We start from the raw sequence: 20,995 nt of genomic DNA, 5'->3' as shown, positions 1-20,995 counted from the left end.
GGGTTCCCAAGGTGTGACCGGCGACACTAGCTTGTCACCCATGCGTAGCACGATGATGGACGCCCCTCTCCAGGTCGCCCGGATCCTCGAACACGGCGCCACCGTGCACGGCACCGCCGAGGTGGTCACGTGGACCGGCGCCGAGCCGCGCCGGATGACGTACGCCGAGGTCGGGCGGGCCGCCGCCCGGCTGGCCCACGGGTTGCGCGCCGAGTGCGGCGTGACCGGCGACGAGCGGGTCGCCACGTTCATGTGGAACAACAACGAGCACCTGGTGGCCTACTTCGCGGTGCCGAGCATGGGCGCCGTGCTGCACACGCTGAACATCCGGCTCTTTCCCGACCAGGTGGCGTACATCGCCAACCACGCCGAGGACCGGGTGGTCCTGGTCGACACCACGCTCATCCCCCTGCTCGCTCGGGTGATCGGCCAGATGACCACGGTCCGGCACGTGGTGGTGGTCGGCGGCGGCGACCCCGCGCCGCTGGTCGAGGCGGCCGGCGACCGGATCACCGTGCACACCTGGGACGAGCTGCTGGCCGGCCGCCCCGACACGTACGACTGGCCCGTGGTGGACGAGCGGGACGCGGCCGCCCTCTGCTACACCTCCGGCACCACCGGCAACCCCAAGGGCGTGGCGTACTCGCACCGCTCGATCTACCTGCACTCCCTCCAGGTCTGTATGCCGGAGGGGTTCGGCCTCGGCCCGACCGACCGTGAGCTGGCCATCGTGCCGATGTTCCACGCCATGTCCTGGGGGCTGCCGTACGCGGCGTTCCTCTCGGGGGCTTCGCTGATCATGCCGGACCGGTTCCTGCAGGCCGCCCCGATCGCCGAGATGATCGCCGCCGAGCGGCCCACCCTGGCCGGCGCGGTACCGACCATCTGGACCGACCTGCTGGCCTACCTGGACAGCCACGAGGTGGACACCTCCTCTCTCAAGGAGGTGATCGTCGGTGGGTCGGCCTGCCCGCCGGCGCTGATGCACGCGTTCGCCGAGCGCCACGGCATCCAGGTCATCCACGCGTGGGGGATGACCGAGATGTCGCCGCTCGGGTCGGTCTCCCGCCCGCCGGCCGGCGCGACCGGGGAGGAGGCGTGGCGCTACCGCTACACGCAGGGCCGCATCCCGGCGGGGGTGGAGGCGCGGATCGTGGGCCCGCTGGCCGAGCCGCTGCCGGCAGACGGGGCGTCCGTGGGCGAGCTGGAGGTCCGCGGGCCGTGGGTGACCGCGCGGTACGTCGGCGACGAGACCCCGGACGAGGAGAAGTTCCGCGACGGCTGGCTGCGGACGGGTGACGTGGGGACGCTCTCGCCGGACGGTTTCATCACGCTGTCCGACCGGGCGAAGGACGTCATCAAGTCCGGCGGCGAGTGGATCTCGTCGGTGGAGCTGGAGAACGCGCTCATGGCGCACCCGGCCGTGCTGGAGGCCTGCGTCGTCGGGGTGCCGGACGAGCGCTGGGACGAGCGTCCCCTGGCGACGGTGGTGGTCCGCGAGGGTGCGTCGGTCACCGCCGAGGAGCTGCGCGACTTCCTGGCCGCCTCGGTGGCGCGCTGGCAGTTGCCCGAGCGGTGGGCGTTCATCGACGCCGTGCCGAAGACGAGCGTGGGCAAGTTCGACAAGAAGGTCGTCCGTTCGCGGTACGCCGAGGGGGAACTCACCGTCCGGGAGCTGGCCGCGCCGTAACGTTTTCCCACGGGCGGACGCCTGTTGGGCAGGACCTTCCTGTCAGACCTTCCTCCCCAGGGGCGGCCCCGGCGTTCGCACCGCGCCGGGGCCGCCCGTTTAATGCGGGGCGACCCGCAATGCCATTATTGCGAGACTTGTTCGCCTACGTCCCGATGACGGGAAATCTCCTGTCGGCGACCGCGAAATTCGCCCACCGGCGGGTCGGCTACTGGCCGCTCGTCGTCACGAGGACCTTGCCGACGGCCGAGCCCTCCACCGCCTGGTGCGCGGCGGCCGTCGCGGACAGCGGGTAGTGGTGCAGCGGAAGGCCGGCCTCCTCGCCCACCCGGATGCCACCCTGCGCGGCCGCCGCCGCGACGTCCCTGACCGCCTGCGCCTTGGCCGCCTTCGGCTCGGTGTAGACCAGGACGAACTGCCAGCGCGCGTTCGGCATCATGAGCTTCCGCACCGGCAGGGTCACCTCGCCGCCACCGTCGTCGGCGTAGACGCACACCGCCGCCCCGTTGCGCAGCACCTCCACGTCGGTGGCCGCGTTCGCACTCGGCGCCACCTCGACGATCGTGTGCACCCCGTCGGGCGCGATCTTGCGGATTTCCTCGACCACGTCCTGCTCGCGGTAGTTGATAATGAACGAGGCGCCGGCCGCCGCCGCGAGCTGCGCCTTCTCCGCGCTGCTCACCGTGGCGATCACGCAGGCGTCGGCCCAGCGGGCGAGCTGGATCGCCGCGTTGCCCACCGCGCCCGCACCGCCCTGCACCAGCACCGTGTGGTCGCTCAGCGCACCGGCACGCAGGTTGTCCGGCATGTACTCGCCGGCCGTGAGACAGCGGTGCGCGGTGAGGAACGGGATCCCGAGACAGGCGCCCAGGTCGAACGAGGCGTCGCCCAGGCGTACGGCCTGACGGACCGGGACCACCGTGTACTCGGCGGCGGTGCCCCACGGCCGCTGCCACGCGGCCTCCCACAGCCACACCCGCTCGCCGATCAGGTCCGGGTCGACGCCCTCGCCGACCGCCTCGACCACCCCGGCGCCGTCCTGCCCCGGCGTCTGCCAGCCCTCCGGCAGGGGCCACTGCCGGCGGGCCTTCCAGTCCGTGGGGTTCACCCCGGAGACGGCCATCCGCACCAGGACCTCACCGGGGCCGGGTTCCGGCACCGGCCGGTCGACCAACTGGAGCACCGACGGGTCGCCGGTGCGCTCGTACACGATCGCCTTCATCGCCTCTCCTCCCCGCGGTGGCCCGCGCTGCCCTACCCGGACGCGCTCCGATCATTCCGTCCGGCGGCCTCCGAAACCGTACAACCGCGCGCCCGGAGGGAGGAGAAGGACGCAACCGGTCAGTCGAGGCGCTCCACGACCTCGGGGGTCAGCTCGTGCACCGAACCCAGCGTCACGGCCGCGAGCTGCGTCGCGTCCTCGTCCAGGGGGTACGACCCGTGCGGGATGGCCACCACCCGCATCCCGGCCGCCGCCGCCGACCGCACCCCGTTGGACGAGTCCTCGACGGCGGCGCAGCGCGTCGGGTCCACGCCCAGCCGCTCCGCCACAGCGAGGTAGACGTCCGGCGCCGGCTTGCCGCGCGCGGTCTCCTCGGTGGACAGCGTCGCGCGGAACGTGTCGGTGAGGCCGGTGGCGGCCAGCGTCGCCGCGATCAGCCGGGTCGGCGAGGAACTGGCCAGGCCCAACGGCCACCGCGCGGCCACGCGGCGTACCACCTGGTCGGCGTCGTCGATCAGCGGTACGCGCGCCGCGTACCGCCGGGTCATCTCGTCGACCACCTCGGTGGCCACCTGCTCGGGAGTACGCGCGACGCCCAGCTCGTCGCTGAGGTAGCGCGCCCACTCGCCGGTGCTCATCCCCATGAGCCGGCGCTGGCTGTCCGGCTGCCACGTCCCGCCGTGCGTCGCCACGTACGCCCGGCGGACCTCCTCCCATACCGGCTCCGAGTCCACGATCACGCCGTCCAGGTCGAAGATCACCGCATCCACCACGACCCCATCCTGCCCGACCGGCCCGGGTGACGGGTGGAGCCGGGGTCAGGCCGGCAGTGCGGGCAGGCCGATCGGACTGTCGGCCGGGATGATCGTGTGGCAGGCGCGGGCGACGGGATCGAGCAGTTCGCGCAGCCGGTCGGTCCGGTCCGCGCCGAGGGCCTGCCAGGGCCGGGCGGCCGCCGCGTCGGTGGCGTCCTCGACGGCCTGGAAGCCCGCGCGTCCCCGCTCGGTGGGCTCGCCGTCCGCGTCGAGCCAGCCCCGGGCGATCAGCCGCTCGCGCGCGGCCTGCCACTGCTCCTCGGTCCAGCCGCGGCCCAGCAGGTTCTGCGGCGGCATGTCCACGGCCACCCGCCAGGCCAGCGTCTCGACGGGGTCGAGGTCGGCGGCGACCAGCGCGGCCACGTGCCCGTCGCCGCGGTGCTCGCGCAGCGTGGTGGCGGCCTGCCAGAGCCGGGCCAGCGGGTACTCCCCGGCGGGGAGCGCGGCGTTGGCGGCACCGAGCACCCGGCCGGCGGTCTCGACCGCGCCCGCGGCCGCCTCCAGCAGGTCGGCGGCCTCGGACAGGTGCGTTTCGGGCAGCTCGTACGTCAGCTCGGCGAGAGCCTGGACCGCTCCGGTGAGCCGCGCCCGCAGTGCCTCCTGCGGGGTGGCCAGCCGCCAGATCGACGGCAGCGCCCGGGACACCATCGCCGGGGCGAAATTGAAGAACGCGGCCGTCACCGGTGCGGCGTCGACCGCGCCGAGCGGGGCGACCCGGCCCGCGAAGTAGCCCCGCCAGTACCCTCGCAGCCCGGCCGCCTCGTACGCGGCCCGTGCCCGCGGGTGGAAGTAGGTCACCGCGTGCACGGGCTCGTAGTGCGTCCACATGAGCCGGGCGGTCCGCCCGGGGCCGTCCAGCGCCGTCAACGTGCACCTCCGCGTCGAAATCCGGATCCCCCGGACGCCGGTGTCCAGGGTGACCAGGAACCTACTGGAGGTGTGTAACGGGCCGGAAGCCCTCTGTGGGCAAATGCACCGCCACCAGGTGACGGACGACCCACAACCACCCGGAGAGGGTGGTGCGGCGCTACTGCGCGGCGAGCACGTCCACCACGAAGCGCAGCGGACCGGCCGGACGGCCACCGGAGCCGTCGTTGCCGTACGCCAGGTCGGCCGGGATGTCGAGCTGCACCCGGCTGCCCACGGTCACGCCGACGAGGCCCTGGTCCCAGCCCTTGATGACCTGCCCGACGCCGATCGGGAAGCTCGCCGGCTGCCCGGCCTCCCACGACGAGTCGAACTCCTTGCCGTCCTTGTAGAAGACACCCACGTAGTTCGTGGTGATCGTCTGCCCGGCCTGCACCGCCGGGCCAGTGCCCTTGATCACCGGCGTGACGGTCAGCTTCGTCAGGTCGCCCTTGCCGGCCGTCACGGCGGGCTTGGTGCCGAGCGCCGGGTCCGCGTCCTCGGGGAGCTGCGGTGCGGGAGGAGCGGCCGGCTGGTCGGCCGGTGCGCTCGCGGACGGGGCGGCGTCGGCCTGCGGGGCGGCATCGTCGTCGCCGCCCTGACCGACGATCACGAAGACGGTGATCAGCACGGCCACGACGGCCAGGCCCGCCAGGCCGCCGAGCCACGCCTGCCGGCGGCGCTTCGCCTCGGCCGCCTTCTGCGCGGCCAACTGCGCGGCCAGGCGCCGCTCCGACTTCGACCGGTTCTCGGTCCGCTCGCTCACTCGTCGACTCCCTGCGAAGAAGGTGGGGTGGCCGGCAGCGGGTGCCGGGGGGACAGCCGACGCACACGGTACCCGCCCGGACGCCCGCAGCGCCTCACCCGGCACCGGGAAAAACCGCGGCCGCTCAGCCCTCCAGGTGGCGGGCCAGCGCCTGCCGCAGGTGGTTCTTCGGCCGGGAACCCACGATCGAGCCGACCAGCTCGCCCCGCCGGAACACCAGCAGGGTGGGCAGCGACATGACCTGATAGCGGCGGGTCGTCTCCGGGTTCTCGTCCGAGTTGAGCGTGGCGATCGTCAATTGCCCCGCGAACTCCTCGGCCAGCTCGCCGAGGCTGCGGGAGATGGCGTGGCAGGGCGGGCACCACTCCGCCCAGACGTCGACCACCACGGGCCGCTCGGCGGCCAGCACGGTCTCGGCGAAGCTGTCGTCGGTGACGGTGGTCAGGGCGTGGTGCGCAACCTGAGGCATGTTTCCTCCCGCTGGGCGATGGCGTGGGCGAGTTGGTCCCGCAACTCCTGCCGTACGGCGTGCAGCCGCTCGAGGCCGGCGTCGACCTCGGCGAGCTTGCGGCGCAGCACGGCGACGGAATCCGGGCAGACGTGCCCGGAGGCGTTGCCGGCACGCAGGCAGGCGACGAACGGACGGATGTCGTCCAGCCCGAACCCGACCGCGAGCAGCGCCCGGATCTCGCGTACGACGTGCAGCTCGGCCTCGTCGTAGACCCGGTAACCGTTCGCCGAGCGGGCCGGGCGTACGAGCCCGTGCGTCTCGTAGTACCGCAACGCACGGGTGCTCGTGCCGGCGCGTTCCGCCAGTTCGCCGATCAGCATCGGACCTCCCTCGCCGCTGGCGTCGCACTGAAAGCTAGACCTTGCCGCCGACGTCAAGGCAAGGCCGAACCCGGGAAACCGGGCCGGCCCGTCGGTAGATTCCGACCATGGGGATCCTCACCGACGAAGACCTCGCCCTGCTGGCCGAGCCGCAGCTGGCCCACGTGGCCACCATCGAGCCCGACGGCAGCCCGCACGTCACCCCGGTCTGGGTGGACACCGACGGCGAGCACATCCTGTTCAACACCGTCCGCGGGCGGGTCAAGTACGAGAACCTCCGGCGCGACCCGCACGTGGCGATCTCCGTGGCCGACAAGGCGGACGATTTCCGTACGCTCTGGGTCAAGGGCACCGCCGAGCTGCTGTCGGAGGGCGCCGACGCGCACATCGACCGGATGGCGATGAAGTACCTCGGGCAGGACACCTACCCGTTCCGTCAGCCCGGCGAGGAGCGGGTGCTCGTGCGGGTGACCCCGACCCACAAGCTCGGCCGGGGCTGAGACCCCTCGTCAGGCGGTCTTGCGGGCGGTCTTCTTCGGCGCCGCCTTCTTCGTGGCGGCCTTCTTCTCCGCCGGGGCGGCCTTCTTCGGTTCCGCCTTCTTGGCGGCCGCCTTCTTCGGCGCGGCCTTCTTCTCGGCGGCCTTCTTCGCGGGCGCCTTGGTGGCCTTCTTCTCGGCGGCCTTCTTCTGCGCCGACCGGGCCGCCGAGATCGGGGTCGGCTCGCCGGCGCCGCCGCCGCGGGGCTCGCCGCGCGCCGCCTTGGCCCGCTCCACGGACGCCTTCAGCGCGGCCATCAGGTCCACGGCCGCGGCCGGGGCCTCCTCGACCTCCTCCGGCTGCACCACCTCGCGGCCCTCGACCTTCGCGTCGATGACCTCCTGGAGCGCCGCCCGGTAGTCGTCGGTGAACGCGTCCGGCTCGAAGTCGCCGGTCATCGAGTCGATCAGCGAACTGGCCATCGCCAGCTCCGGGGGCCGGACCTTCAGGTCCTCGTCGAGGAAGCCGAAGTCGGGCTTACGCACCTCGTCCGGCCAGAGCATGGTGTTGAGCAGCAGGACGCCCTCGCGTACCCGCAGCGTGGCGAGCTGCTCCCGCTGGCGCAGCGCCACCTTCACGATGGCTACCCGCTCGGAGTCGATCAACGCGTTCCGCAGCAGCACGTACGGCTTGGTGGCCGAACCGTCGGGCTCCAGGAAGTACGCCTTGTTGTAGAGGATCGGGTCGACCTGCTCGGCGGGGACGAACTCCAGCACGTCGATCGCGCGTGACGTGCTCAGGGGCAGTTCGGCGAAGTCTTCGTCGGTGAGGATCACCATCTCGCCGCCGCCGATGTCGTACCCCTTGGCGATGTCGTCGTAGGTGACCTCCTCGCCGCAGATCGAGCAGGTGCGCTTGTAGCGGATCCGGCCACCGTCCTCCCGGTGGACCTGGTGGAACCGGATGTCCTTCTCCTCGGTGGCCGAGTAGAGCTTGACCGCGATCGAGACCAGCCCGAACGAGACCGCTCCCTTCCAGATGGCCCGCATGTCAGCTCCTCTCCCCGGTACTGCCCAGGATCGCAAATGATCGAAGCGGGCGCGAGGACTTCCGCCCCGAACTACAGTCAGGACGTGCCCGGCGCGCCTGTGAAGCCGATGCTCGCGATGACCGGGCAGCTCCCGGCGGGCGCCGGCTGGGCGTACGAGTTCAAATGGGACGGGGTGCGCGCGCTCGCCGACATCTCCGAGGGCCAGCAGCACCTGTACGCCCGCTCCGGCGTCGAGATTACCGCGGCGTACCCCGAATTGGCCACGCTCCGTAACCAGGTGGCCGACGCCCTGCTCGACGGCGAGGTGGTGCTGTTCGGCGAATCCGGCCAGCCCTCGTTCACGGCCCTCGCCGAGCGGATGCACGTCCGGGACCGGAACCGTGCCGCCCGGCTCGCGGCGGTCATGCCGGTGACGTACATGATCTTCGACGTGCTCCGCCTCGACGGCGAGGACCTCATCGGCTGGCCGTACGAGCGCCGCCGGGAGGCGCTGGACGGCCTGGGCCTCGGCGGCGCCCGCTGGGCCGTACCGCCGGTCTTCTCCGACGGCCCGGCCACCTACCAGGCGGCCGGCGAGCACGGCCTGGAAGGGGTGATGGCCAAGCGGCTCGGCTCGGCCTACCGGCCCGGGGTGCGCTCGCCGGACTGGGTGAAGGTCAAGCTGGAGGTGACGGGCGACTTCGTGGTCGGTGGCTGGCGGCCCGGGGCGCGGAAGATCGGCGGGCTGCTGGTCGGCGTCCCCCGCCCGGACGGTCGGCTCACGTTCCGTGGCCGGGTCGGCGGCGGGATCGGCGCGGCCGTCGAGCGGCAGCTCCTCGCCGAGCTGGAGCCGCTGCGTACGCCCACCTCGCCGTTCGCCGGCGACGTGCCCCGCGAGGATGCGCGCACGGCGATCTGGGTAACACCCCGGGTCGTGGTGGAGGTGAAGTACGGCCAGCGCACCCCCGACGGGCGGCTACGGTTTCCCCGGGTGCTCCGGCTCCGACCGGACAAACCGCCCGAGGAGGTCGACGATGCCGGCTGACCGGTTCCGGGTGGACGTCGAGGGCCGCTCGCTGGAGCTGTCCAACCTGGACAAGGTGCTCTTTCCGGCCGCGGGGTTCACCAAGGGCGAGGTGATCGACTACTACACCCGGATCTCCACGGTGCTCCTGCCGCACCTACGGGATCGGGCGCTCACTCGGATCCGCTACCCCAACGGCGTCGACGGCGGCTCGTTCTTCGAGAAGAACGCCCCGGCCGCCACGCCCGACTGGGTGCGTACCGAGACGTTGCCGGCGCCCGGGTCGAGCAAGGGGCGGGAGACGATCGACTACGTGGTCGCCGACGACCTGCCGACGCTCGTCTGGCTGGCCAACCTCGCCGCGCTGGAGCTGCACACGCCGCAGTGGAAGGTCGGCGAGCACCCGGACATGATGGTGGTCGACCTGGACCCGGGTGCCCCCGCCGCGCTCAAGCAGTGCTGCCAGGTGGCGATGCTCATGCGGGACCGGCTGGCCGACGACGGCGTCGACAGCTACCCGAAGACCTCCGGCAAGAAGGGCATGCAGCTCTGCTGCCCGATCGCCGGCACCCAGTCCTCCGACGACGTCTCCGCGTACGCCAAACGCATCGCCCAGGAGCTGGAACGGGCACATCCGAAGCTCGTGGTGTCGAAGATGGCGAAGAACCTCCGCCCCGGCAAGGTCTTCATCGACTGGAGCCAGAACAACGCGGCGAAGACGACGGTCGCGCCGTACTCGCTGCGGGCACAGTCGGTGCCGTCGGTGTCGACGCCGTTGACGTGGGACGAGGTAGAGGCGGGCGCGGCCGGGAAGCGGCCGGCGGCGAAGCCGTACACGGCGGGCGAGGTGCTGAAGCGGGTGGAGAAGTCGGGGGACCTGCTCGCCCCGATCCTCGACGGCGGCCCCGAGCTGCCGGAGGGCTGAGCGCCCGGACCGGTGCCACGGCGGCCAGCCGGGTCACTCAGCGTGGCACAGGGTGTGATAACTCGGAGTCACCGCCCCTGGCCGGTGGGCCTACCGGCCTTCGCCCGCTTTGCTCTGCACCCACATATGCAACACCGCTCTGAGCTGCGCGTATCCATCTTCCGCCCGCAGGCGGTCGGTGGCGGTCGGTGACCGACCGTCACTGTTGCTTATAGGGGTGCAGAGCAAAGCGTCCGAACCAGGTGGGCAATAGTGTGGGAGAACATCACACTAAGTGACGCCGGACGCCGGACGCCGGACGCCGGACGCCGGACGCCGGACGCCGCGGTCGAATCCGGTTGACGTCGGCACCCGTCCGCGCGCCTACTTCTCCGCGGACGCCTGGCCGACCGGGCCGCGGCGCGGATCACGGAGGACCACGGTGGACCGGACCGACACCTCCCTCAGCTGGACGCCGTTCGGCGAGGACCACCTTCCGGCCCTGACCGGGCTGGCCGAGGCGTGCCTCGCGGCCGACGGCGGGCTGCCGCTGTTCACCCGGCCGCCGCTGCTGCGGGCGCGCCTGCTCCAGGGCCGTACCCTCGGTGCCTGGCACGATGGCCACCTCGTGGCGGCGGTCGGTGTCGACGCCGACCGCCGGCCCGTCACCGCGACCGGCCTCGTGCACCCCGACTGGCGGGGGCGGGGCCTCGGCGGACGGCTGCTGGGCTGGGCGGGCGAACAGGCCGGCCGTGAGGACCTGCTGGTGACCACCGAGACGTGGAGCGCGGGCGGCGAGGCCCTGTTCGCCGCGCGCGGCTTCGAGCGCACGTTCGTCGAGTGGGTGTTGCGCCACGACCTCGCCGCGCTCCCGGAGGTGGCCGCGCCCCACGGCGTACGCACCGAGTCGGTGACCTGGGAGGCTGGCCCGGAGCTGTTCGAGGCGTACCACCGGTCCTTCGCCGACCGGCCCGGCTTCAGCCTCCCGGATGCCGACGAGTGGCTGGGGGAGCTGCGCGAGGACGACGAGTACCGGCCGGACCTCTCCCTGCTGGCCCGTGACCCGGACGGGCGGGCGATCGGCTTCGTCAACGTGATCGGCACGTGGATCGACCAGGTCGGTGTCGTACCGGAGTGGCGGAAGCGGCGCGTCGGGGCGTACCTGGTGGCGTGCGCGTTGCGGTCGCTCGCGGCCGACGGGGCCCCGGAGGCGTGGCTCTGCGTCAACGACGACAATCCGGCCGCGGCGCTCTACCGGCGCCTGGGCTTCGCCGACGCCGGCCGCCGAGCGCGCTACCTGCTCCGGGCCTGAAGCCCGTCGATCATGCACTTGTGGTGCCCGGCCCACCCCCATATGCCGTCTTCGTCTACCACCACAACTGCATGATCGACGGAGCGGTGGGCCGGGCGGCCCAGCCGACCGCTGCCGGGCCGCTACGGGTCAGCCGCGCCCGAAAATCTTCCGGCTGGACCCGAGCCTCAGGAACACCGTCTCGCCGGTGGCGTCCTGGAGCGCGTCGTTGTCGGTGACCGCGTACACCTCGCCGTTGCCGGCCACGGTGAAGCCCTCCAGCTTCTCCTGCGTCCACCCGTTCGTGGCGCGCAGCGCGGGCAGCACGTCGACGGCGAGCGTCTTCGGCAGCACGCGCAGCGGGCCGGGCACCGCGGCCGCGTCGGGCATCGGCACGGTGTAGACCCGCTTGAGGGCGGCGGCGGGGCCGTTCAGCTTGTCCCGCTCGATCACGGCGAGCCGGTCACCGACCACGGTGATCTCGGACAGGCCGATCCAGTCACCGGCGACGGTGGTGGTGTTCAACCGGTAGCCGAACCAGCTCCAGGTGCCGGCCGCGACGTCGTACCGGCCGATCCGCACGATGCCGGCCGGGTCCGTGGACAGCTCCCGCTGTACGGCCACCCAGACGACCTCTCGGCCGCTCCGGTCGGTGCTGGCCGTGACCCCCTCCAGGCCCTGCTTGCCGAGACCGGCGGCGACCTCCGCGGGCAGCGGCACGACCTGCCGGGTGACCCCGGCGGAGTCGAGCCGGACCAGCGCGTTCTCCGAGCCCTTGGCGCCCTCGACGGCGAGCCAGTAGCCGCCCTGCGGACGGGCGAAGATGCCCTCGGCGTCGTAGCCGACCGGCGTGCCGGCGGCGTCGGTGACGGCCAGCGTCCCGGTGATGACGGCCGGGGACCTCTTCGCGTCGATGGTCAGGATGCGGGTCTGCGAGTACGCCGCGTCGGTGACGCTCACGAGCTGGTCACGCTTGCCGGGCACCGCGCTGAGCGCGCCCAGGGCACCCCAGCCGATCGGCGTACCGCGCTTGTCCGAGGCGGACACGATGGTCGGGAAGGCCGGCGTGCCCTGGCCCAGCCGGTACAGCGAGACCGAGGCCCGGACGTTGACCGACGCGTCGTCCTCCTCGCTGGAGATGGCGAACAGCCCGCGCGACGGGATGGGCAGCAGCCCCTCGGGCCCGTTGGTGGAGGGCAGGACCTGCCGGAAGGCCGGCCTGGTGGGGTCGCTCAGGTCGTAGACGGCGACGAAGTTGCTGCGCTCCGAACCGACGAAGCCGTACCGGACACCGTCGTACTCGGCGACGGCCACGCCCTCGGGCTCGGTGCCCTTCTTGCCGCCGCGGTCCTCGTTGTGGAGGCCGTACGTGGCGGCGAGCCGCTCGAACGTGTTGCCGGCGTCCCAGGCCACCCGGCCGGTGCGGCTGTCGAAGATGGACCAGCCGCGGGTGCCGCCCCGCCAGTCGCCCTCGTTGGCGGTCGCGAGGTAGCGGTCGTCGATCCAGGCCACCGCGTCCGGCTCGCGCGGCACGTCGGTGATGCTGCCGGTCAGGTCGATGGTGCCGTCGTCGTCGGTGTCGATGCCGCTGATGGACGCCGTACCCGCGCTGAACACCCGGTCGATCCGGCCGCTGCGCAGGTCGATCAGCGTGACGCCGTTGTTCTCCTGGAGGGTCACCGCCAGCTGGTTGCGGCTGTTGATCGAGACGTACTCCGGCTCCGGGTCCGTCGGCGCGGCGAGGCCGGCCTCCACCAGCGCGGGGAGGGCCTGACCGTTCGGGCCCGTCAGCGGTACGGGCCGCAACCGCCAGCCGGCCGGCGACGCGCCGGTGAGGTCGACGATCTGCACGAAGCCGCCGGGCTGCTGCGGCAGGTCGCCCTCCTCGCCGCCGGGCGGGGTGGCCTCCTCGTCCCGCTCGTTCTCGATGGCGATGGCCGCGTAGCGGCGGTCCTTGCTGATGGCGATCGAGTCGGGCTGGCCGCCCAGCTCGAGGCTGCGCACCCGCTCGCGGGTCGCCAGCTCGATGACGTCCAGCCGTCCGGACGGCTCGGTGTAGCTGCGGCTGGTGTTGACGACCACGAGCACGTACGGGCCGACCACGGCGACCGAGGTGGGTTCGTCCTCGGCGTCGCCGAGCTGCGACAGCGAGAGGGTGCCGAGGCCGCGCGGCTTGTCGGCGTCGGAGATGTCGAGGAACCCGATCCGTCGGCCCAGCGCGTCGGTGTAGATGAGGGTGCGGCCGTCCTGGCTGACGGTCGAGATCTCGGCGACGGTCGGGGACGTGGGGTCCTCACCGGCCGGTCGGTTCTGGAAGACCGGGAACGTGGCGACACGGTCGAAGGCGAGCGGCTTGCCGTGGTGGTGTCCGCCCGCCGAGGCGGAGGTGGCGCCGGTCAGGCTCGCGGCCGCGACGCCGACCGCGGTGAGCGCGGTGAATGTTCTTCTGAATGTCAAGGACTTCCTCCGTAGGGTCGTGCCCGGACGGAGGCTGGCACCCGTGGGGGATCATCAGCTTGCGCGTACGTGAACAGTCGGCGAAGGTCGTCTCAGCCCCACGCGGCACCGCCCAGGCACGGCCACGGCCGAGAAGCCGGCCCTCGCAGGTGCTCACAGGGCGAACAGCAGGGCGGCGTCGAGGAGGACGACGACCGCGGTGGCGAAGTGGATGCCGAACGCGGTGGCCTTCGTACCGCCGTGCTTCAGCACGACGAGCGTGTCGCCCAGCGGGTTGAGCGCGACGATCAACATGAACCAGGCGACCGCGTCGGCGGTGGTGAAGGCGATCAGGGCGAGGCCGAGCAGGCCGTAGCTGAGGTCGCGCAGTCCCTTGATCGTGAGGTAGGCGGGGTCGCCGTTCGGAGCGGCCGGGACCCCGTAACCGGCGGCCGAGGCCTGCGGTGCCAGGAGGAAGCGGGCGCCGATGAAGACCACGAAGAGGCTGAGGACGACGGCGAGGCCGTAGGCGAGGGGGCTGAGCATGTCCGACTCCGTTTGCTAGCAGCGCTAGATGCAGGAGCGACGCTAGCAGAGCGGCGACAGAATGGCTAGCGGCGCTAAGTGCGTCGACGGGTGGTTAGGGTGGGCGGGACGTCGTCTCCGGGAGGGTGAAGATGCAGCGATCCGTCGCGGCCGACCTGTCGGCCCTGCCCACCGGCACGCCTCCGGTCGGCTCGGAACGGCCCCTGCTCACCTACCTCGATGACGCGACCGGCGAGCGCGTCGACCTCACCGCGCAGCACCTCGGCAACTGGGCGGCGCGCAGCGCGGGCCTGCTGCGCGACGGTTGCCGCCTCGCCGCCGGCGATCGGGTCGCGGTGCTGCTGCCGCCGCACTGGCGTACCGCCGCGGTGCTGTTGGGCGCCTGGTCGCTCGGCCTCGCGGTGTCGTTCCGGCCGCGGGCCACCGCCGGGCTGCCGGTGCTCGAGCCGGGCGGGAACACGCCGTACGACGCGGTGTTCGTGACGCCGGAACGCCTCGACGACTGGCTCGAGGACGTGCCGGACGGGACCCACCGCTACCTCGTGGGCACCCGGCGGGAGCCGCTGACCGACGTCCCCGTGGGCTGGCTCGACTGGTCCACCGAGGTGCTGCGGCACACCGACGTCCCGCCGGACCACGCCGCGATCCGCCCCACCGACGCGGCCAGCCCCGACGGCACCACGTACGGCCAGTGGGGCGCGCTCGCCCGGGAGATGGCCGACAGGTGGGAGCTGCGGGCCGGTGACCGCCTCCTGATCGACGCGGCCGAGCACGAGCAGCCGTTGAAGTGGCTGCTCGCGCCGCTGTCCGTGGGCGCGTCCGTGGTCCTGTGCGCGAACCTGGACCGGTCCACCCTGGACACCCGCATCAGCGCCGAACAGGTGACCCGAGTGCTGTAGGCCCCGCGCTTTCAAGCCGTCGATCATGCACTTGTGGTGCCCGATCGGCCCGGTTATGCCCCCTTTGTGGGGCACCATAACTGCATGATCGACGGGGAGCATCGCCGCGCCAGGTCACACACGAGGACGTCCGGCCGGCCTCGCCCGGGAAGGGGAGGCCGGCCGGTCCGTCAACGGGCGTCGGTGTCCTCCGCGAGGTGGTCGCCGTACGCGTACCAGCTCGTGCCGAGCTTCGGCCTCCACTCGACGGTCAGTGCCGGCTCAGGTTCGTCGTCGGGGTCCCGCAGCGGGAGGCCCGCGTTGCGCAGCGGTTGCCACTCGACGGTCAGGAACGGTTCCGTCATGACCAGGCCTCCTCGGCGACCAGCGGGTCGTTGGACAGCTCCGGCGGCACGGTCTCCTCGACGGGCGCGAGGCGTCCCGCCCGCTGCGGCGGCGGGAAGACCGGGTCCGGCGGTGCCGCCCGGTGGTGCTGCGGGTGCCGGTCCTGGTAGTCGAGGGCAGCCTGGATCAGTGCCGGCTCGGAGAAGCGCGGCCCCCAGAACGCGGCGTTGATCGGTAGCCCCTCGGTGCTGTCGTACCCGATCGGGAAGGTCACCATCGGCCAGGTGAGTGCGTTGGGGAGCTGGTAGAAGCTGCGGTAGTTGCGCAGCTGGGTGCCGCCGAAGCGGGGCCCGATCTGCGCGCCGATCGGCAGCACGAGCATGAAGTCGACGCCCGCCTCGTCGAGCGCACGCTGGTAGTTGGCCTGCAACGTGCGGCGGCGTCGCTCGCCCTCGTCCCGTACGGCGGTGGGGATCGCTCCGGCCGCGGCCGTGGCCCGGGCCAAGTCGCCGAACTGCCGGGTCAACGCCTCGGCGTTCGCCGGGTGCGACTCGGCGAACGCCTGGACCGCCTGCCAGTACCGGATCTCGTACCGGTTCGGGTTGAGCACCGCCGTGGCGGGCGACACCACGCTGCCGTCGGGCAGTGGCAGGCGTTCGTTCGTCCGGAAGTAGGGGTCGTTCTCCGGCACCGTCACGTCGAGGCCGGGGAACTCCTTCACCGTGGCCCCCAGCGCGACCAGCTCGGCCTTGAACCGTTCGAACGCGGCGAGGTAGTCGCCGTCGTACGTCTCGGCGGGCGCGACGCCGGTGCCGCCCCGCGTCATCCAGTCGGTCTGCGGGATGCCGATGGTCGTGCCCGTCAGGGGCCGCCGGCCGTCGCGGGCGGCCAGGGGCAGTGCGGGGAAGGGGTGCGGGGCGGACAGGGTCAGCGGGTCGGGCGCCGGGTCCGGCCCGAGGACGGCGGCCAGCACGAGCGAGGCGTCCCGGATCGAGCGGGCGATGGGGCCGACCACGTCGTAGCCGGGGGAGAGCGGCATCACCCCGCCGGTCGAGACGAGACCGAGCGACGGCTTGATGGCGCTCGCACCGTTCGCCGCCGACGGCATGATGATCGAGCCGCCGGTCTCCTCACCGATGGTGGCCGCGGCCAACCGGGCCACGGTCGCCACCCCGGAGCCCTGGCTGGAGCCGCCCGGGATGAAGCGCGGGTTCCAGGCGTTGCCGGCGAACGTGCCGGCGATGGTGCCGGAGAACGCCGACGCGATGGTGTGCCCGATGATCACCGCGCCCTGGTCGCGCAGCCGTGCCACGAGGGTCGCGTCGCGGTGCGACAGGTTTCCGTCGTACGCGTGGGTGCCGTTCTTCGCCTCCAGTCCCTTGACCGCGATCGAGTCCTTGATCCCGAAGGGGATGCCACACAGCGGCGGCGCCTTCCGGTCGGTACGCAGCCGCCTGTCCGCGGCCGCCGCCTGGGCGAGCGCGCCGTCCCGGTCGATCCGGACGAACGCGTTGTAGCCGCCGTTGTCGCCGTACACCTCGAACGGACCGTTCAGCCGCGCGATGCGGTCGAGGTAGGCCTCGGTCAGCTCCACCGAGGTCACCTTCCGCGCCCGCAGCAGGACGATCAGCTCGCTCACCTCGTAGTCCACGAGGCGCGACCGGCGCGGGATCTGGCCGACCGGGGGCAGGTGCTTGAGCAGGTCGGACGTGGGTTCGGGCGCCGCCGCGGCCGGCTGCGCGGCGGCCAGACCGGCCACGGTGGCGCCCGCCGCGGCGGCGCTGCCGCCGAGCAGGGTGCGACGGCTGACGCCCGACCGGGTGTCGTCGACGGTGGAGGGGGTTGTCGTTCCGTTGCGCATGAAGGCTCCCGTCTGCCAGGAAGGCGGCGTGTGACCGCCCGAGGTGCCGCTGCCGCGAGGATCGTCACGCATGAGCGGTCACATTGATGTTGCCGACTGCTTTCCGCCCGGTAAACCGATCTTCGTCGGGTTGCGCCGATGCCGGACCAGCGCTACAGGCGTCGATTCCGTGGCAACCGGAGCGGCCGGCGGGAGCAGGCCGACAGGTGGTCGGCCGGCAGCGCACACCGCCCGCCGCCGGGTAGTGACCGGTCACAGAAGACCCAATGGCGTACGCCCTGTTCGTCCTCGGCCGACACGGTCACCCCGCCCGGCTCGACCCGTGGGTTCAGCCGGGCCAGCACCCGCGCGGCCGTGCGGGCGTAGAGCCGGGCGCGGCGCAGGTCGGTCGCCGTGACCGGCAGGTGGATCACCCAGCGCTCGGTCATCGGTAGCGGCGGTCCGCCGACTGGGCGCTCTGCCACGCGCGCAGGGCGCTCTTGATGCGTACGTTCTCCTCCTGCACCGCGACCAGGGCGGTCTGCGCGACGGTGAGTTCGTCGGCCACCTGGTGGAGGAACGCGCGGATCTCGACCGGATCGAGGCCGCGACGGCGGACGTTGAAGGTTCGCTCTCGGATGTGCCAGGGGCGGATCCGCGTCGGGTGCGGGGCCGGTGGTGCCGGGCGTGGTTCGTCGCGCCGGCGTGCCAGCCGGCGGATCAGGTCGCGCACGGGTGATCGCCCTTCGTCGGGGTCTCGTGAGCTGTGGGAGGGGGCGGCCTCCGCCGGTTGCGGTCGACGGAGGCCGCCCCGCCCTGCCGCCTCAGGTGTGATGGTGCGGCGGCAGGGCCGCGCCGGGGGAGCGCGGAGGGTGAGGTCTCGGCGGCGATGCGAGACCGGTACGAGAGGCGCCAACCGACCGCAGCGGCACCGCATCACCGAGAGCGACGGTATTGCCACCGAGTCACCTATGTCAAGCATGTCTTCGAGTCAGCTACCCACCTATGTCACCAGCGCTACATGCGTTGCCTGTAGCGCAGCGCTTGATCGATACTGAGCGGGCCAACCGACTGCAAGGGGCCTGACGTGCCTATCCCGCCCACAATGGACGAGCTGCTCGACGATCTGTTGAAGAGAATCAAGAACGGGACGTATCCACCTGGATCGCAGCTGCCATCCGGGCGAGCGCTCGCAGATGAGTACGACGTCTCGCAGTCCACGATCAGCCGAGCCGTGGCGCGGCTGCGGAAGCAGGGCGTGCTGGTGGGCCGCCCAGGTCGTGGCGTCTTCGTGTCGGAATCCAAGCGGCGCTGACCCGTCGGCCACCGATCGGCGGTCATCGCGCGCCCGTGCGCCGGGGTACGCTCCCGCGGCACGTCATTCGCTGATCATCACGGGGTGCTCATGAAGAGGCCTGTCCGTTCCCTGCTCGCGCTCGTACCCCTGATCGGAGCGGCAGGTCTGGTCGTGCCGGTGGCACCCGCCGCCGTCGCGGCCCCCGCCCCGGCGGCATACAGCGGGTCGGAGCTGTTCGTCAGCCAGACGAACTGCGCGCCCGGCGGCGATGGCAGCCCGGACGCGCCCTTCTGCACGATCTCGGCCGCCGCAGCCGTCGTGCAGCCCGGTCAGACCGTGCTCGTGCAGCCGGGGATCTACCAGGAGAACGTGGCCTTCACCCGGTCGGGCACCGAGGCGGCACCGATCACGTTCCGGGCCGTCAACATCCGGGGCGGCATGGTCCGGGTGGGACGGCTCAACACCACCGCCGTCTCCGGCACGATCTTCAGCATCCGCCAGGTGCACGACGTGGTCGTCGAGGGATTCACCCTCCACGGCGACGGGAAGACTCCGGCCGTCGTGGTGGACGGCTCGTCGCGGGTGACCGTCGACGGCCTGGCCGTCAACCAGGTGCGTGCGCCGGCTACGGTACGCGTCACCGGCGGATCGCAGGACGTGACCGTGAGCCGGAACTGGTTGAACAATGCCGGCAGGCCGGCGCTGGTCGTCGAGGAGGGAGCGACGGGCACGACCCTGGTCGCCAACCAGATCCCGTTCGGCACCATGGTCCTCACGGACGCGCCGGTTTCCACCGTCACCAACAACACTGTCCTGGCCTATTGCGGACCGGGTATCGACGTCAGCGGCACCTCACCCGGTGCCGTCATCGCGAACAACGTCGTTCAACCCTTGGCCGACCAACTGCCGTGTATCCAGCCGGTCGTCGAGACGGCCGTCGTGGTGTCGGCCGGGTCGGTGCCGGGAACGGTCGCGCACCACAATCTGATCGATCCCACCGCCGGCTGGGCGCCGTACGCCTGGGACGGGACGACCTACTCGACCCTGGCCGACTTCCGAACGGCCACCGGGCAGGGCGCGAACGACATCGCCGCCGACCCGCTGCTCGACCTGACCAAGGCCGGTGACCGCGGTTACCTCCCGCTGAAGCCGGGCTCTCCCGGCATCGACTCGGCCGACGCGAATGCGCGCGGCGTTCCGGCCACCGACCTGTTCGGCAACTCGCACGCCGATGATCCGACCCAGGCCAACACCGGCTCGGGCAACGGTTTTCACGACCGGGGGGCGGTCGAGCTGATCGGGGGAAGCGGCTCCTCTCTCGAGCCTCTCCACCGGACGATCGGCGCCGGTCCGTTCGACACCACGCTCCGCGGCCATACCTCGAACCAGTGGACGACCGACGGACCCGTCGGCTCCTTCGCCTACAAGTACGAAGACTCGCCCCTCTGGGGGGTCAGCGGGCCGTCCCTGGACGTGAACCACCGGTTCCGTCGGGCGGGGGCTGCCTGCGTGCTGGTGTACGTCAGCTGGAGTGGCTTCCGGTCCAGTGCTGGCGGCAGCTCCCGGACCTGCACGACGCTCGGTGCGCACTACACGGCGGTGGCGCCGACGCGCCTGCTGGACACCCGGTCCGCGATCGGCGTCGGCACCACCACCCCCGTGCCGGCCTACTCGGAGGTGGTGCTCTCGATCCCCAGCATCGGCGGGGTGCCGGCGGCGGACATCAGCGCGGTGGTGCTGAACGTGACCGCGACCCAGCCGACGACCTCCGGCTTCCTCACCGTCTATCCCGACGGCACGAGCCTGCCCACCGCCTCGAACGTGAACTTCGTGGCCAAGGAGACGGTGCCGAACCTGGTGACCGTGCCGATGACCAACGGCAAGATCAGGATCCGGAACAGCGGCGGCAGCGGCACCGTGCACGTCGTCGCCGACCTCCAGGGCTGGTACGGGGCCGCCGGCCAGGGCTTCGCCACGCAGACGCCGAAGCGGGTCCTGGACACCCGTACCGGGGGTGGTGCGCTCGCGCCGAACAGCACTCGGACACTCGACCTGGACCTGAAGGTCTCCCCGGGTGCCACGGCCGTCGTCCTCAACGTGACGGTCACCGCGCCGCGGGCCAACGGCGTGCTGAAGGTGTTCCCGTACGGATCGCCGGTACCGACCGCGTCGAACCTGAACTTCGTCACCGGCCAGACCATCCCGAATCTGGTGATCGTGCCCGTCAAGGACCTCAAGCTGAGCATCCACAACCAGAGTTCCGGCAGCACCCACGTGGTGGCGGACCTGGCCGGGTACTTCGGGTCGGACGGCCAGCTCGGCTACGTTCCGAACGGGCCGCTGCGGATCGCCGACAGCCGGGATGCCACGGGCCTTCCCTACCGTGGGGGCGCGAAGCCGCTCCAGCCGCGGGAGACGGTCACCGTCTATCCGAGCGACTGCTGCGTGGCCGTCGCGATGGTGGCGAACCTTACCGTCACCAAGCCGACCGCGGCCGGGTTCCTCATCGCGCATCCAGGGAACGCGGCGCGCCCGGCGGTGTCGAACGTCAACTTCGTGGCGAGCGAGACCGCCTCGAATCTCGCCATCGTCGGCACCAGCGGCGGGCTGAAGCTCTACAACAACAGCTCGGGCACCACCCACGCGATCGTCGACCAGGCGGGCATCTTCATCACACCGCGGTACTGACCGCATCCC

The 20,995-nt window shown here is 72.0% G+C and carries 21 protein-coding genes; 8 read left to right on the top strand and 13 right to left on the bottom strand.

The window, feature by feature from the left end; genetic code table 11:
• Positions 1 to 55 precede the first annotated feature (55 nt).
• Positions 56 to 1,690 carry a fatty acid--CoA ligase gene (locus D7193_RS09265; RefSeq protein WP_174242604.1) on the top strand — a complete coding sequence of 545 codons (1,635 nt, stop codon included), beginning with the start codon at positions 56 to 58 and terminating at the stop codon, positions 1,688 to 1,690.
• A gap of 208 nt (positions 1,691 to 1,898) precedes the next feature.
• Here the strand turns inward: D7193_RS09265 and D7193_RS09260 are convergent, their stop codons facing one another.
• The 6 genes from D7193_RS09260 to D7193_RS09235 all read right to left on the bottom strand — a co-directional run bounded on the left by D7193_RS09260 (position 1,899) and on the right by D7193_RS09235 (position 6,230).
• Entirely contained in the window at positions 1,899 to 2,912 is a 1,014-nt protein-coding gene (locus D7193_RS09260; protein WP_120778854.1) for an NADPH:quinone reductase, read from the bottom strand.
• 119 nt (positions 2,913 to 3,031) lie between these two features.
• Positions 3,032 to 3,685, bottom strand: coding sequence for an HAD family hydrolase (locus tag D7193_RS09255; RefSeq protein WP_120778853.1), 654 nt, complete (start codon positions 3,683 to 3,685; stop codon positions 3,032 to 3,034).
• 45 nt (positions 3,686 to 3,730) lie between these two features.
• Positions 3,731 to 4,555, bottom strand: a complete 825-nt coding sequence (locus D7193_RS09250; protein ID WP_120779371.1) for an SCO6745 family protein — start codon at positions 4,553 to 4,555, stop codon at positions 3,731 to 3,733.
• A 199-nt stretch (positions 4,556 to 4,754) separates the two neighbouring features.
• On the bottom strand, positions 4,755 to 5,399 hold the full coding sequence (locus D7193_RS09245) for an FKBP-type peptidyl-prolyl cis-trans isomerase (RefSeq protein ID WP_120778852.1): 645 nt from the start codon (positions 5,397 to 5,399) through the stop codon (positions 4,755 to 4,757).
• Positions 5,400 to 5,523: 124 nt separating this feature from the next.
• Positions 5,524 to 5,868: a thioredoxin family protein gene (locus D7193_RS09240; protein ID WP_120778851.1), complete on the bottom strand. Its 345-nt coding sequence runs from the start codon at positions 5,866 to 5,868 to the stop codon at positions 5,524 to 5,526.
• Positions 5,841 to 6,230 (bottom strand): MerR family transcriptional regulator, encoded by a 390-nt coding sequence (locus tag D7193_RS09235; RefSeq protein ID WP_120778850.1) that lies wholly within the window; start codon positions 6,228 to 6,230, stop codon positions 5,841 to 5,843. Before D7193_RS09235 ends, D7193_RS09240 begins: the two co-directional genes overlap by 28 nt.
• A gap of 107 nt (positions 6,231 to 6,337) precedes the next feature.
• On the opposite strand from D7193_RS09235, the gene D7193_RS09230 reads away from it, so the two are divergent.
• Positions 6,338 to 6,730, top strand: a complete 393-nt coding sequence (locus tag D7193_RS09230) for a PPOX class F420-dependent oxidoreductase (protein WP_120778849.1) — start codon at positions 6,338 to 6,340, stop codon at positions 6,728 to 6,730.
• A 9-nt stretch (positions 6,731 to 6,739) separates the two neighbouring features.
• Here the strand turns inward: D7193_RS09230 and ku are convergent, their stop codons facing one another.
• Entirely contained in the window at positions 6,740 to 7,756 is a 1,017-nt protein-coding gene (gene ku / locus D7193_RS09225) for a non-homologous end joining protein Ku (protein WP_120778848.1), read from the bottom strand.
• Positions 7,757 to 7,840: 84 nt separating this feature from the next.
• Between ku and ligD (D7193_RS09220) the strand changes: the two genes are divergently transcribed.
• From ligD (D7193_RS09220) to D7193_RS09210, 3 genes are all read left to right on the top strand, one after another.
• A complete protein-coding gene (gene ligD / locus D7193_RS09220) occupies positions 7,841 to 8,782 on the top strand; it encodes a non-homologous end-joining DNA ligase (RefSeq protein WP_120778847.1) in 942 nt (313 codons plus the stop codon).
• A complete protein-coding gene (gene ligD, locus D7193_RS09215; protein WP_120778846.1) occupies positions 8,772 to 9,686 on the top strand; it encodes a non-homologous end-joining DNA ligase in 915 nt (304 codons plus the stop codon). The genes ligD (D7193_RS09220) and ligD (D7193_RS09215) overlap by 11 nt, the downstream gene beginning before the upstream one ends.
• A 421-nt stretch (positions 9,687 to 10,107) precedes the next feature.
• Entirely contained in the window at positions 10,108 to 10,977 is an 870-nt protein-coding gene (locus D7193_RS09210; RefSeq protein WP_120778845.1) for a GNAT family N-acetyltransferase, read from the top strand.
• 129 nt (positions 10,978 to 11,106) lie between these two features.
• On the opposite strand, the gene D7193_RS09205 is transcribed toward D7193_RS09210, so the two are convergent.
• Both D7193_RS09205 and D7193_RS09200 read right to left on the bottom strand, forming a co-directional pair.
• The gene (locus D7193_RS09205) at positions 11,107 to 13,413 is read right to left on the bottom strand and encodes an esterase-like activity of phytase family protein (protein WP_120778844.1); all 2,307 of its coding nucleotides are present in this window, start codon (positions 13,411 to 13,413) and stop codon (positions 11,107 to 11,109) included.
• A gap of 153 nt (positions 13,414 to 13,566) precedes the next feature.
• Positions 13,567 to 13,938: a DUF4267 domain-containing protein gene (locus D7193_RS09200; RefSeq protein WP_120778843.1), complete on the bottom strand. Its 372-nt coding sequence runs from the start codon at positions 13,936 to 13,938 to the stop codon at positions 13,567 to 13,569.
• 131 nt (positions 13,939 to 14,069) lie between these two features.
• Here D7193_RS09200 and D7193_RS09195 point away from each other — a divergent pair, with 131 nt between their 5' ends.
• Positions 14,070 to 14,837 (top strand): TIGR03089 family protein, encoded by a 768-nt coding sequence (locus tag D7193_RS09195; RefSeq protein ID WP_174242567.1) that lies wholly within the window; start codon positions 14,070 to 14,072, stop codon positions 14,835 to 14,837.
• 170 nt (positions 14,838 to 15,007) lie between these two features.
• Here the strand turns inward: D7193_RS09195 and D7193_RS33385 are convergent, their stop codons facing one another.
• From D7193_RS33385 to D7193_RS09180, 4 genes are all read right to left on the bottom strand, one after another.
• Complete coding sequence (locus D7193_RS33385) at positions 15,008 to 15,181, bottom strand: hypothetical protein (protein WP_158674784.1); 174 nt, start codon at positions 15,179 to 15,181, stop codon at positions 15,008 to 15,010.
• Positions 15,178 to 17,022 (bottom strand): amidase, encoded by a 1,845-nt coding sequence (locus D7193_RS09190; protein ID WP_120778842.1) that lies wholly within the window; start codon positions 17,020 to 17,022, stop codon positions 15,178 to 15,180. The genes D7193_RS33385 and D7193_RS09190 overlap by 4 nt, the downstream gene beginning before the upstream one ends.
• 152 nt (positions 17,023 to 17,174) lie before the next feature.
• Positions 17,175 to 17,450 carry a hypothetical protein gene (locus D7193_RS09185; RefSeq protein WP_120778841.1) on the bottom strand — a complete coding sequence of 92 codons (276 nt, stop codon included), beginning with the start codon at positions 17,448 to 17,450 and terminating at the stop codon, positions 17,175 to 17,177.
• The gene (locus tag D7193_RS09180; RefSeq protein ID WP_120778840.1) at positions 17,447 to 17,734 is read right to left on the bottom strand and encodes a DivIVA domain-containing protein; all 288 of its coding nucleotides are present in this window, start codon (positions 17,732 to 17,734) and stop codon (positions 17,447 to 17,449) included. Before D7193_RS09180 ends, D7193_RS09185 begins: the two co-directional genes overlap by 4 nt.
• A gap of 372 nt (positions 17,735 to 18,106) precedes the next feature.
• On the opposite strand from D7193_RS09180, the gene D7193_RS09175 reads away from it, so the two are divergent.
• A complete protein-coding gene (locus tag D7193_RS09175; RefSeq protein ID WP_120778839.1) occupies positions 18,107 to 18,316 on the top strand; it encodes a GntR family transcriptional regulator in 210 nt (69 codons plus the stop codon).
• A 90-nt stretch (positions 18,317 to 18,406) separates the two neighbouring features.
• A complete protein-coding gene (locus D7193_RS09170; protein WP_147434347.1) occupies positions 18,407 to 20,986 on the top strand; it encodes a DUF1565 domain-containing protein in 2,580 nt (859 codons plus the stop codon).
• Positions 20,987 to 20,995: the final 9 nt, after the last annotated feature.

The sequence above is a fragment of the Micromonospora costi genome, assembly GCF_003626655.1.
Classification (GTDB): domain Bacteria; phylum Actinomycetota; class Actinomycetes; order Mycobacteriales; family Micromonosporaceae; genus Micromonospora; species Micromonospora costi.
This window is presented reverse-complemented; position numbering and strand designations above follow the sequence as displayed.